Source organism: Streptomyces coryli, from assembly GCF_011044975.1.
GTDB lineage: Bacteria > Actinomycetota > Actinomycetes > Streptomycetales > Streptomycetaceae > Streptomyces > Streptomyces coryli.
This window is the reverse complement of the sequence record NZ_JAAKZV010000001.1, coordinates 54,396-66,963: the sequence shown is the minus strand read 5'-3', so window position 1 is coordinate 66,963 and position 12,568 is coordinate 54,396. Positions and strand designations below refer to the sequence as shown.

Below are 12,568 nucleotides of genomic sequence, written 5' to 3'. Positions count from 1 at the left end.
CTCCTCCGGTCGATGTCCTCATTATGCACGCAGTGCGTGCAACAGCAAGTGCATAAGCTATGCTGAAGCCCGACGAGAGGGGCGAAATGGCAGGCCGACGGCGCTGGTCGACCGAGGAGATCCTGGATACGGCGGCGGAGTTGCTGCGGACGAGCGACGCCGACACGTTCAGCGTGCGCAAGCTCGCCGCGGCGCTGGGGACCGACTCCTCCAGCCTCTACCGGCACTTCCGCAACAAGACGGAGCTGATGCGCGCGGTCGCCGACCGGATCCTGCTCGGCGCCATGGACGGCTACCGCCCCGAGGGCGACTGGAAGGAGCGCATCACCGACCTGGCGCTGCGCCTGCGCGCGGCGTTCGGGCAGCAGCCCCAGGTCGCCGCGGTCTGGGGACGCTATGTGTCCGGCGGACCCGGCTCCCGGCTGGTCATGGAGGAGGTGCTGCAGGCGCTGCGCACCTCTGGGCTGCCCGATGAGGAGATCCCGGCGCGCTACCACCGGCTCGCGATCCTCCTGGCCGCGCTGATCGCCGCCGAATCCGGCCTCAGCACCCTTACCCCCACGGAGTACGAGCAGGGCATGGAGCACTTCCGCGTCGGTGTGCTGGGCGCCGACCCCGAACGCTTCCCCGCCCTGGCCCACTTCGCCCGCGACCTGCGCCCGCTCGGCGCCGACCGCCAGGCCGCGTTCGAGGAGATCCTCGCCGCCCAGCTCGACAGCATCGAGGCCGGGATCGCCTGACGCGACCGGCTCGCGGAGAGCGCCCCGTTCGTACGCGCCGACGAAACCCACCACCCCGGCTTGGCGCCCGCGACGAAGCCCGGCCCGGGCGCGCTGATCTACCGTCCCGGAAGCACCGGCTCGATGCTTCGGAGGTGGCGTTTCGCATGTGGACCGACGACCCGCGAGGAGACACCGCGCCGTGACCCGACGCCTGGACATCGACGACCTCTATGACATAGCGCTGCCGGAACAGCCGGCCCTCTCACCGGACGGCACCCGGGTCGTGTACGTGCTGCGTACCGCGGACCGCGAACACGACCGGACCGAGCGCGCGTTGTGGACGGTGCCCACCGGCGGGGGAGCGGCGCGGCGGCTCACCCGCGGGCCCGCGGACACGGCGCCCGCCTGGTCGCCGGACGGGCGGTGGCTGGCCTTTCTGCGCGGCGGCGACGGTGCCGCGCAGGTGTGGCTGCTGCCCGCCGAGGGCGGTGAGGCGGAGCAGATAACCACGCTGCCGGGGGGAGCGGGGGAGCCGGTGTGGAGTCCGGACGGAACGGCGATCGCGTTCAGCGCCCCGGTCGGTGGCGGTGGCGGTGGCGAGGCGGGGCGCACCCCGGCTCCGGTGGAGACCGAGCGGCTGAGCTACAAGGCCGACGGCAAGGGACTGCTGGGTGCGGCCCGCAGCCACCTGCATGTGCTGGTCTTGGAGAGCCGGGAGGCGCGGCAGCTCACCCGCGGCGACTGGCATGCGGGAGCACCGAGTTGGTCGCCTGACGGGAGCCGGCTGGCCTTCGCGGCGGCGCGGGACGCCGATGCCGATCTGACGCTGCGCTCCGGCGCGTACGTCCTCGACCTGGCGGCGGGCGACGAGCCGCGGCCGGTGGGCGGCGGCGAGGGCGTGGCGTACACCGCCGGCTGGACCGCCGACGGCGACGCGCTGCTGGTCGTGGGCCGTACGGACACCGAGCTCGGACACGCGCGCCTGCTGCGGGTGCCGCTCGACGGCGGCGCGACGGCCGACCTCACGGCCGGGCTCGACCGCAACGTCATGCCCGGCGGCCCGGGTTACCCCGGCGCGCTGCCGACGACCGCGGCCGGCACGCTCCTCTTCTGCATACGCGACCGGGGCTGCACCCACCTGTACGCGGCCGACGGCGGCGAGCCCCGCGTCCTGATCGGCGGCCCGGGCCGCGTCGTCTCCGGCCTGTCCGCCGCCGGCGACACCGCCGCCATCGTGCTGGCGACCCCCACCTCGTACGGCGAGATCGCCACCGTCGACCTGGCCACGGGACGCGATCAGGTCCACACCGCGCACGGCCTCGACGTCGAGCTGATCACCCCGCAGGAGCGGGAGTTCACCATCGCCGACGGCACCACCGTGCACGGCTGGCTGCTCCGCGACCCGGCCGCCGCCACCGCCCCCGGGCCGCTGCTGCTCGACATCCACGGCGGCCCGCACAACGCCTGGCACGGCGCTGCCGACCCCGTCCACCTCTACCACCAGGCGCTCGTCGCCCGCGGCTGGTCGGTGCTGACGCTCAACCCGCGCGGCAGCGACGGCTACGGCGAGGAGTTCTTCACCGCCGCCCGCGGCGGCTGGGGCAAAGCCGACGCGCCGGACTTCCTCGAGCCGCTCGACGCCCTGGTCGCCGAGGGCATCGCCGACCCGGCGCGGCTCGCCGTCGCGGGCTACAGCTACGGCGGCTTCATGACCTGCTATCTCACCAGCCGCGACGACCGGTTCGCCGCCGCCGTCGCCGGCGGCGCGGTCGCCGATCTGACGAGCATGAACGGCACCAGCGACGAGTCCCGCGCGCTGGCCGTCACCGAGCTCGGCGGCCATCCGTGGCAGGACCGCGAGCTGCACGCCGAACTCTCCCCGTACTCCCGGGTGCAGGACGTCCGCACCCCGACGCTCGTCCTGCACGGCGCCGCCGACGAGCGCTGCCCCGTCGGCCAGGCCGAGCAGTGGTTCAGCGCGCTGCGCGAGCGCGGCGTGCCGGCCAAGCTGGTGCTCTACCCGGGCGCCTCGCACCTGTTCCTGCTCGATGGCGCCCCCTCGCACCGCGCCGACCTGAACCGCCGCATCGTCGACTGGGTGGAGCGGCACGCCGGCGGCCGCCCGCCGCTCGACGCCGCGCACTGGCAGGCCCGGCTCGCGGCACTCGCCGAGCGCTATCGGGTGCCGGGCGCGGTCCTCGGCATCCAGCGGGGCGGCGAGACGGTCGAGGCCGCGTACGGCGTGCTCAACAAGGACACCGGCGTCGCGACCACCACCGACTCCCTCTTCCAGATCGGCTCGATCACCAAGGTCTGGACCGCGACCCTCGCCCTGCAACTGGCCGACGAGGGACGGCTCGACCTCGACGCGCCGATCGCCGACGTGCTGCCCGAGCTGCGGCTCTCGGACCCGGGAGTCGCGGCGAAGGTCACCATGCGGCACCTCCTCACCCACACCAGCGGCATCGACGGCGACATCTTCACCGACACCGGGCGCGGCGACGACTGCCTGGAGCGCTACGCGGCCGAGCTGGAGCAGGCCGCGCAGAGCCACCCGCTGGGCGCGACCTTCTCGTACTGCAACTCCGGCTACGTCCTCGCGGGCCGCGTCATCGAGAAGCTCACCGGCACCACCTGGGACGGTGCGCTGCAGGAGCGGCTGTGCACACCCCTCGGCCTGGCGCACACCGTGACGCTGCCGGAGGAGGCGCTGCGCTTCCGCGCCGCGCTGGGCCACGACGCCGCGGGCGGCGGGGAACCCCGCCCCGTCCCCGCCTGGGGCCTGCCGCGCTCGGCCGGGCCCGCCGGGCTGATCAGCGCGTCCGCCGCCGACGTGCTGGCCTTCGCCCGTATGCACCTCGCGGGCGGCATCGCCCCGGACGGCACCCGGGTGCTGTCGGAGGCCTCCGCCCGCGCGATGACCGTTTCGCAGGTCGAGCTGCCCGACCGGCACACCCTCGGCGACTCCTGGGGCCTCGGCTGGATCCGCTTCGACTGGGACGGCCACCGGCTGCTGGGCCACGACGGGAACACCATCGGCCAGTCGGCGTTCCTGCGCGTCCTGCCCAAGGCGGACCTCGCGGTCACCCTCCTGACCAACGGGGGCGCCACCCGCGACCTGTACCTGGAGCTGTTCCGGGAGATCTTCGCCGACCTCGCCGGGGTCACGATGCCGGCACCTCTGGAGCCGCCGACCGTACGGCCCGAGGTCGACATCACGCCGCACCTGGGCCGGTACGAGCGGGCCAGCGCGGACGTCGAGGTCCTGGACGGCGCCGAAGGGCCGCGGCTGCGGCAGACCACGACCGGACCGCTGGCCGCGATGGTGCCGGAACCGGTGCAGGAGTTCGCCCTGGAGCCCGTAACGGACGACCTCTATCTCGTCCGGCCACCCGGCAGCGAGGCCTGGATGCCCATCACCTTCTACGCCCTGCCCACCGGCGAGCGCTATGTGCACTACGGCGTCCGCGCGACCCCGCAGGTGTCCTGACGTGGCGGGAATCGACGTCGACCGCTTTCGCGCCGCGTTCCCCGCCCTGACCGCCGATATCGAACGGCTGGTGACCTGCGAGTCCCCGTCCGCCGACCGCGCGGCGGTGGCGCGCAGCGCCGAGGTGGTCGCCGCCATGGGCACGGCGCACCTCGGCGCGGCCCCCGAGGAGATCGTGCTCGACGGCCGTACGCATCTGCGCTGGCGGCTGGGTGACGGGCCACGGCGGGTGCTGCTGCTCGCCCATCACGACACGGTGTGGCCGCTCGGCTCTCTCGACACGCACCCGTTCGCGGTGCGGGACGGGGTGCTGCGGGGGCCCGGCTGCTTCGACATGAAGTCGGGGCTGGCGATGGCGTTCCACGCGCTGGCGGCTCTCTCCTACGTCGACGGGGTGACGCTCCTCGTCACCGGCGACGAGGAGTTGGGCGCACCGTCCTCGCGCGAGCTGATCGAATCCGAGGCGGCGGGCTGCGCCGCCGCGCTGGTGCTGGAGGCCTCCGCCGACGGCGGTGCGCTGAAGACGGAGCGCAAGGGCATCTCCCGCTACGACGTGCTGCTGCACGGCCGGGCGGCACACGCGGGGCTCGAGCCGGAGCGCGGCGTGAACGCGAGCATGGAGGCCGCCCACCAGATCCACGCGGTCGCCGCCCTAGCCGACCCGGCGGCGGGCACCACGGTCACGCCGACGCTGCTGAGCGCCGGGACCACGACGAACACGGTGCCGGCGGCGGGCCGGTTCGCCGTGGACGTGCGGGTACGGGACGTGGCCGAGCAGGCGCGGGTGGACGCGGCGATACGCGAGCTGCGGCCCGTACTGGAAGGTGCGGGCGTCGAGGTGGAGGGCGGGCCGAACCGGCCGCCGATGCCCGCCGCGAGCTCCGCGGCACTGTTCCGCCGGGCCGGGCAGCTGGCCGACCGGCTCGGCATCGGGCCGCTCACGTCGGCCGCCGTCGGCGGGGCCTCGGACGGCAACTTCGCGGCGGGCGTGGGGACTCCGACGCTCGACGGGCTCGGCGCGGTGGGCGGCGGCGCGCACGCGGACGACGAGCATGTGCTGGTCGATGAACTCCCCGGGCGGACGGCGCTGGTGGCGGCGCTGATCGAGGACTTTCTCCCCGTACGAAAGGACGCGCAATGAAGCTCACCGGAGTCGAAGTCCGCGAGATCCGGCTGCCGTTGGTGGCGCCGTTCCGTACGTCGTTCGGTACGCAGCACGAGCGCACCGCGCTGCTGCTGCGCGCGGTGGGGGCGGAGAGCGAGGGCTGGGGCGAGTGCGTGGCGATGGCGGATCCGCGGTACTCCTCGGAGTACGCCGCGGGCTGCGCCGATGTGCTGCGCCGCTTCCTGATCCCGGCTCTGGCCGGGCGCTCGCATCTCGACGCCGCCGCCGTCGCCCCGGCGCTTGCCCCCTTCCGCGGCCACCGGATGGCGAAGGCCGCGCTCGAAATGGCCGTCCTCGACGCGGAGCTGCGGGCCCGCGGCGTGCCGCTCGCCCGCGAGCTCGGCGCCGTCCACGACCGGGTGCCCTGCGGGGTGTCGGTAGGCATCATGGACTCCCTCCCCGAGCTGCTGGAGGCGGTGGCCGGCTATCTCGACGCCGGCTATGTCCGTATCAAGCTGAAGATCGAGCCCGGCTGGGACATCGAGCCGGTACGGGCCGTGCGCGAGCACTTCGGCGACGCGCTGCTGCTCCAGGTCGACGCCAACGCCGCCTACACCCGCGCGGACGCGCGGCATCTGGCGCGGCTCGACCCGTACGGGCTGCTGCTGATCGAGCAGCCGCTGGACGAGGAGGACGTCCTCGGGCACGCGGCGCTCGTGAAATCCCTGGCCACGCCGGTGTGCCTGGACGAGTCGATCACCTCCGCGCGCGCCGCCGCGGACGCGATCGCGCTGGGCGCGTGTGACGTGGTGAACGTCAAGCCCGGCCGGGTCGGCGGCTATCTGGAGGCCCGCCGCATCCACGACGTGTGCGCGGCGCACGGGGTGCCGGTGTGGTGCGGCGGCATGCTGGAGACCGGCCTCGGCCGGGCCGCAAATGTCGCGCTGGCCGCGCTGCCGGGCTTCACGCTGCCCGGCGACACCTCCGCGTCCGATCGCTACTACCGCACGGATGTGACCGACCCGTTCGTCCTCGACGACGGGCACCTGGCGGTGCCGACCGGGCCCGGGCTCGGCGTCGTACCGAAGCCGGACGTGCTCGAGGAGGTCACCGCCGCCACCGAGTGGATCCCGCTGTTGGCCGGGTGAAGGCATCGCCCGCACCGGCTACGCTCCATCGCACGACGTCCACGAAGGAGCGCCGCATGGCCCTGTCGAGCAGCACCGATCTTTCCCGGCTTCCGGTCCGGCGGCTGGCGACCAGTGAGCTGGCCGCGATTCAGGATCTGGCGTATGGGCGGGACTGGTATTACCCGGATCGGACTTGGCAGTTGCTGTTCGACGTCGGCGAGCTGCACGGCATTGCCGGGCCGCGCGGGGAGTTGCTGGCCGTCGGGGCGGTTACGCGCTTCGGGGCCGAGCTGGCGGCGATCGGGATGGTCATGACCGACCCGGGGTTCGAGGGACGCGGGCTCTCACGGCGGGTCATGGAGCGGCTGGTGGAGCGTGCCGGGGCGGCGGCGCAGGTGACGCTGTATGCCACGACTGCGGGGCGGCCGCTGTACGAGAAGCTCGGCTTTGCCGCGACGGCGTCGAGCGTGATGTACGTGGGCCGCCCCGCCGGCGTGACCCCGGCCGGACGCTCCCGGCCCGCCGAGCCCGCCGACCTCCCCGCCATCCTCGAACTGGACGCCCGCGCCATGGGAGTCGACCGCTCCCAGCTGCTGATCCGGCTCTTCGACTACGCCGACCAGCTCCGCGTCATCGAGAGCGACGGCCGGCTCCTCGCGTACGGCGGTGCCTGGCGCGGCGCCGACAAGCTCGTGATCGGCCCCGTCATCGCCGAGGACGACGCCGGCGCCCTCGCCCTCCTCGACGACATCGCCTCCTCCGCCCGCGGCACCCTCCGCCTGGAGGCCCACAGCGACCGCCCCCACCTGACCAAGTGGGCCACCGACCACGGCCTGCGCGAACAGGCCACGATCACACCGATGGCGCTCCTGGACCGGCCCCTGCCCGGGGAACGGGCGCTGTGGCACATCCCGCTGTCGGTCGCGATCAACTGACGCGGGGCGCGGGCGTCATCCGTGGTACTTGACGTTGTCCCAGAAGTCGGTCCGCGGGTCGACGGCGCGCGGGTCGTCGGTGCGGCGCATCCAGTCGTGCAACTGCTCCCGGAGCCGGGTCTGTACCGCGGCAGATGCGGGACGGTCCGCGAGGTTGTGCAGGCTGTGCGGATCGGATGCGAGGTCGTAGAGCTCCTCCGCCGGCCGCTTGGCGGTGGCCAGCTGGAATGCCTCGGCGAATTCCGGGCGGTCCCGGTTCTCGAGGAGCTGGGTCTTGGTGGGGCCCGCGTCGATGTCGGCGAAGGCTCCGCGGTCGGGCGCGGGGGGCTGCGGGTCGCCGGCGGGCCAGCGTTCCGGGAAGAAGTTGCGGATATACAGCCACCTGTCCGTCCGCAGGGCGCGGACGGGGTACGCGAGGTTCCCCGCCCGGGCGAAGGAGTGCCGCTCGCGCTCGAGGACGACGAACTTGCGCGCGGCGGGCGCGCCCGAGAGGGCCGGCACCAGCGATTGCCCGGTCATCGCCGGCGGCGTCGGCAGCCCGGCGGCCTCCAGGAAGGTGGGGGCGAGATCGCTCAGCACGGTCAGACGGTCGATCACTGTTCCCGGGGCGGCCCGGCCCGGCCAGCGGATCGCGAGCGGCACGCGGGTGCCGGAGTCGTAGAGGTTGGTCTTGGCCCGCGGCCAGGGCCAGCCGTGGTCTCCGGTCATCACCACGATCGTGTTCTCGGCGAGGCCACGCTCGTCCAGGAGCTGCAGGGCATCCCCGACCTCGCGGTCGAAGCGTTCCACCTCGGCCAGGTAGTTGACGGCATCGGCGCGGATCTCCGGCGTGTCCGGGAGATACGGCGGGATGTCCACGTCGGCCGGGTCGATGCCGGACTGCTCGCCCAGCTCGGGGTCGTACGGCCGGTGCGGATCGGAGGAGCCGAGCCAGAAGCAGAACGGCGCCCGTTCCGGCTGCTGTTGGAGGAACTCGCCGAACGACGGGAAGTCCGGGCCCGACGGGTCGTGCGGCCACTGCGGGAACACGCCGGGGCCGTAGCCCTTGCGCATGCGCCCGATGCGGTATCCCGCCTGCTCGAGGAGATCCGGGTATACGTCGAACGTGGCCGGGAGCTCGGACCACAGGTTCGCTCCCGCTCCGAGGCGGTGCGGCGCCTGGCCGGTGAGGATCGCGTTCCGCGACGGCGTGCACGAGGGGGCCGCGCAGAAGGCGCGGGTGAACAGTGCGCCTTCCGCGGCGAGCCGGTCGAACGTCGGCGTCCGCGCGGCCCGGGAACCGTTGGCGCCGGCGTCCGGGTAGCCCCAGTCGTCCGCGATCGCGAACAGGATGTTGACCGGTCGCTCCGGCTCGCCCCTCGCCGCCCGGGCCGGCGTGCTCAGCGACAGCGCACCGGTGATTCCGGTGATCCCGGCTATCCCGGAGATCAGCATCGTGCGCCTGCGCACGTCATTGCCGGTCGGGTTCCCTGAACTCATCGAAGCCCTCCGCTCGGGTCGTCAGCCATCATGTACAACGTTGCATAACACCAGGCTCAGCGTGCCCTCAACTGCTCTGAGGAAACGTCCGGCCCAGGCGGGGCAGCGGGGACAGGGCGATCAGCACCGGTGACGCCAGCATCGCCGCGGCCGTTGCCAAGAGGCTGGTGCGGAGGCCCCATTGCTGGGCGAGCAAGCCGCCGAGCAGGGAGCCGAGCGGGGTCATCCCCATGCCGATGAGGTTGATGGTCGCGGCCGCGCGGGCCTGCATGTCGTGCGGGGTGGCGGCCTGGCGGACGGCCATGAGCGTGACATTGACCAGCTGGCCGCCGAGGCCGAAGACGAAGTTGATCGCCAGCAGCGCGGGCACCGTCACCGCGGAGGAGGCGTGCAGCGCGGGTACGCACAGGAACACCCCGTCGCCGAGCACCGCCGCGGAGATGAGCGCCGGGCCGTAACCGATCCGCTGCGGCAGGCGGGCGGCCAGCATCGCGCCCAGGAGCGCACCCGGGCCGGTCGCCGCGAGCGCCAGTCCGATGACGGTGCCCGACAGGTGCAATTCCCGCGGCAGGAAGAGCAGATAGCCGGTCATCGTCGCCGAGAAGGAGAGCTGGAAGGCGGCCGAGGCCAGGCACACGGTGCGTAGCGAGGGCTCCTTGACGACGAAGCGGAGGCCGTCGCGGATCCGCCGCCAAAGGCGCGGGGGAGTGCCCGAGCGCTCCGGAAGCGATTCGCTGCGCCGGATCCGCCGCGCCGAGACGAACGACAGCGCGAAGAACAGCGCGCTCGACGCGACGGCGACCGGCGCCGACAGCCAGGACACGAGAGCACCGCCCAGGGCCGGGCCGCCGATCTGCGCCGCCGAACGGCTGCCTTCGAGCGCGCTGTTGCCCCGCACCAGCTGATCGCGCCGCACCAGCCGTACGAGCGACGTCTGGTACGCCACGTCGAAGAACACCGACAGCGCCCCGACGGCGAAGGCCACCGGAAACAGCGCCGGCAGCACGAGCCAGCCGCACAGCCCGGCCGCCGCGGCCCCGCCCAGGATCAACGCCCGGCCGGCATCCGTGAGCACCAGCACCGTACGGGTCCGCCATCGGTCCACCCACGCGCCGACGAAGAGCGAGAGCAGCAGGATCGGCGCCTGCCCCACCGCGCGCAGGACGCCGAGCTGTCCGGCATCGGCATGGAGGGTCAGGACGGCGAACAGCGGCAGGACCACCAGGCTTGCGTGTTCGCCCAGTTGGGACGCCGTCTGACTGGCCCAGAGCCGGCGGAAGTCGGCGTCCCGCCACAAGGAAGCGGACGGCACAGAAATCCCCTGAAGTACCGAAGGGTTCAAGCGGAAGAAGGCTCGCTGTGCCGCGACAACATCAAGGGCAGCACGCGATGACGGGCCGGATAGGGCCTACGACGTCAACGCGCGCTCGGAAGACCGGGCATGTTTCGTCAGCTCCTCGTGGATCACTGGCTGCACCCGCATGCTAGTGCGCCGCATGGCTGGGCGCGCACCCCTTTATCAGGCCGCGAAGGCCATCCCCCAGGGCGATCCGCCGTGGCGGGTCAGGCGGGCGAGGGAGGGCAGCGGGAATGCCCCGCCTGCGACCGGGAGCTCGGCCGGCCCCGCTGATCCGAGGCCGAGCGTGATCGCGCCGGCGGTGAGCGCGGCGGCGGCCGCGGCCGGGTCGGTGGTCAGGACGGCGCAGGCGCCGACCGGGGCGCCGAACTGGTCGGCGGCTGCCGCGTACGTGTCCGGCGTGGCGGTGCCGCTCGCCAGCAGGGCGGGGGCGGGCAGGCCGGCCGCCGCGCACCGGCCGGCCGCGTCGGCGAAGCCCTGCTCGGTGAGGGCGCCCCAGGTGTGGCCGGCGAGAAAGGCGGCGAGCGCGGTGCGCTCGTCAGGGGAGAGGTCGGCGAGGTGGTCGACGTCGACGAGGACGGCGTCGGAGTGGACCGTTATGTGCGAGGTCATGGGGGAGCCTTCCGGGTGAGCCCATCGCGCCCTGGGCGATGTCGAGACGTCCCGTGCGTGCGGTGAGGCGGTGGAGCACGTACTTTGTTCTCGTAAGTACAAAGTAACCCAAGCAGGAGTCCGGCACAAAGTGACAAAGGCCCCGTCCTCCGCATCCCGCCTGCTCAAAGCCGTGCACCGGCACGGCCCGCTCACCCGTGCCGTCGCCACCGAGCGGGCCGGACTGGCCCGTAGCGCCGCCGGGCGGGCCGCGGAGCAACTGCAGGCGGCCGGGCTGATCCGCAGCGGCGAGCAGCACACGGCCGGCATGGGGCGGCCTTCCGTCGTATTGGCCCCTGACCCGGGCGGCCCGCTCGCCCTCGCGGTCAAGGTCGAGCCCACCGGGGTGCAGGTCGCGGCATACGCGCTCGGCCTGCACCGGCAGGGTCGGGTGGCCACGCGCGCCATGGAGGTGCGTGGCGCGTCTCCGCGGCGGCTGTGCGCGGCCATCCGCGAGTTGGCGGAGCAGGTGCTCGGCGGCGCCTGGGAGCGCTGTGCGGGGATCGGGGTCGCTTTCCCCGGCATGGTCGATCCGGACGCCGGGGTGGTGCAGTTCTCGCTGGTCGTCGACTGGTCGGAGTCCGTCGAATTGGTCGCTATGTTGAGGGCCGTACTGCCCGAAGCCGCCGTCGGGAGCAGGCGGTTGCCCATCGCGCTGGTCCGGGACTCGACCGCCACCGCCCTCGGCGAATACCGGGCGGGCAGCGGCACGGTGCTCGCCGTCACCGGGGAGCGGCACGGCATGGGCGCCGCCCTGGTCGGCGGAGCGGACCGGGCCCAGACCCTGGAGATCGGCCACCTGAGCGTCGACCCGTCCGGACCCGCCTGCGCCTGCGGCTCCCGCGGCTGCCTGGAGTTGTACGTCGGCGGACCCGCGCTGCTGACCGCGCTCGGACTCGAGGGCCGGCCCGGCCGGAAGGACGCCGGCCTTGACGGGCGGGTCCGTACGGCGCTCGCCGATCCGGCCCGCGCGGCCACCGTGCGCGACCTGGCCGGCCACCTGGGCACGGCCCTGACCGGGGTGGTCAATACGGTCGGCCCCGACGAGGTGGTCTTCACCGGCATGCTCGCCCAGCTCGCCGAAGCCGCGCCGGACCAGATCGCCGATGCCCTGGCGGCCTCGGTCGTCGCCCGCGTCCGCGGCACCCGCCACCGCCTGGGCACCCGCCAGGACGCCCCCCTGGCCGGCGCCGCCGAACTCGCCTTCATCGACCTGCTCGACGATCCGCTCGGCGGCGAGGGGTAGCGGATAGCGCCCGCACGCCGTCGCGTCACTCGGCGATGATCTCCACCGGGATGTTCCCGCGGGTGGCGTTGGAGTAGGGGCACACCTGGTGGGTGGCCTCCAGGAGTTCGTGGCCCTTCTCCGGGCCGATGTCGTCCGGGAATTCCACGCGGAGGGTTACGGACAGCGAGAAGCCGCCGGCTCCGTTGGGGTGCAGGCCCACCTCGGCGGTGGTCGAGACGTCGGAGACGTCCAGGCCCATCTTCTTGGCGACCAGGCCCATCGCGCTGGTGAAACAGGCGGCGTAGCCGACGGCGAAGAGCTGCTCGGGGTTCGTGCCGGTGCTGCCGGTGCCGCCGAGCTCGCCGGGGGCTGCCAGCTGGATGTCCAGGCGGCCGTCGGAGGAGTAGCCCCGGCCGTCGCGGCCGGTGGCGGTGCCTACTGCGGTGTAGAGGGCGCTCATGGTGGGGTCCC

The 12,568-nt window shown here is 73.5% G+C and carries 10 protein-coding genes; 6 read left to right on the top strand and 4 right to left on the bottom strand.

Features of this window, described 5'->3' with window-relative positions:
* Positions 1-86 precede the first annotated feature (86 nt).
* From G5C51_RS00315 to G5C51_RS00295, 5 genes are all read left to right on the top strand, one after another.
* Positions 87-740 carry a TetR/AcrR family transcriptional regulator gene (locus tag G5C51_RS00315; RefSeq protein ID WP_165229484.1) on the top strand — a complete coding sequence of 218 codons (654 nt, stop codon included), beginning with the start codon at positions 87-89 and terminating at the stop codon, positions 738-740.
* A 181-nt stretch (positions 741-921) separates the two neighbouring features.
* The gene (locus tag G5C51_RS00310) at positions 922-4,212 is read left to right on the top strand and encodes a serine hydrolase (protein ID WP_165229481.1); all 3,291 of its coding nucleotides are present in this window, start codon (positions 922-924) and stop codon (positions 4,210-4,212) included.
* Between the two features lie 10 nt (positions 4,213-4,222).
* A complete protein-coding gene (locus tag G5C51_RS00305; RefSeq protein WP_420824775.1) occupies positions 4,223-5,353 on the top strand; it encodes a M20 family metallopeptidase in 1,131 nt (376 codons plus the stop codon).
* Complete coding sequence (gene menC / locus G5C51_RS00300) at positions 5,350-6,465, top strand: o-succinylbenzoate synthase (RefSeq protein WP_165229475.1); 1,116 nt, start codon at positions 5,350-5,352, stop codon at positions 6,463-6,465. Before G5C51_RS00305 ends, menC begins: the two co-directional genes overlap by 4 nt.
* 56 nt (positions 6,466-6,521) lie before the next feature.
* Complete coding sequence (locus G5C51_RS00295; RefSeq protein ID WP_165229472.1) at positions 6,522-7,382, top strand: GNAT family N-acetyltransferase; 861 nt, start codon at positions 6,522-6,524, stop codon at positions 7,380-7,382.
* Between the two features lie 15 nt (positions 7,383-7,397).
* On the opposite strand, the gene G5C51_RS00290 is transcribed toward G5C51_RS00295, so the two are convergent.
* From G5C51_RS00290 to G5C51_RS00280, 3 genes are all read right to left on the bottom strand, one after another.
* Positions 7,398-8,861: a sulfatase family protein gene (locus G5C51_RS00290; RefSeq protein WP_240929271.1), complete on the bottom strand. Its 1,464-nt coding sequence runs from the start codon at positions 8,859-8,861 to the stop codon at positions 7,398-7,400.
* A 67-nt stretch (positions 8,862-8,928) separates the two neighbouring features.
* Positions 8,929-10,173, bottom strand: a complete 1,245-nt coding sequence (locus G5C51_RS00285) for an MFS transporter (RefSeq protein WP_338117960.1) — start codon at positions 10,171-10,173, stop codon at positions 8,929-8,931.
* A gap of 207 nt (positions 10,174-10,380) precedes the next feature.
* Positions 10,381-10,830 (bottom strand): hypothetical protein, encoded by a 450-nt coding sequence (locus tag G5C51_RS00280; RefSeq protein ID WP_165229469.1) that lies wholly within the window; start codon positions 10,828-10,830, stop codon positions 10,381-10,383.
* Positions 10,831-10,960: 130 nt separating this feature from the next.
* Between G5C51_RS00280 and G5C51_RS00275 the strand changes: the two genes are divergently transcribed.
* Positions 10,961-12,115, top strand: coding sequence for an ROK family protein (locus G5C51_RS00275; RefSeq protein WP_165229466.1), 1,155 nt, complete (start codon positions 10,961-10,963; stop codon positions 12,113-12,115).
* Positions 12,116-12,140: 25 nt separating this feature from the next.
* On the opposite strand, the gene G5C51_RS00270 is transcribed toward G5C51_RS00275, so the two are convergent.
* The gene (locus G5C51_RS00270) at positions 12,141-12,557 is read right to left on the bottom strand and encodes an organic hydroperoxide resistance protein (RefSeq protein ID WP_165229463.1); all 417 of its coding nucleotides are present in this window, start codon (positions 12,555-12,557) and stop codon (positions 12,141-12,143) included.
* Positions 12,558-12,568 lie beyond the last annotated feature (11 nt).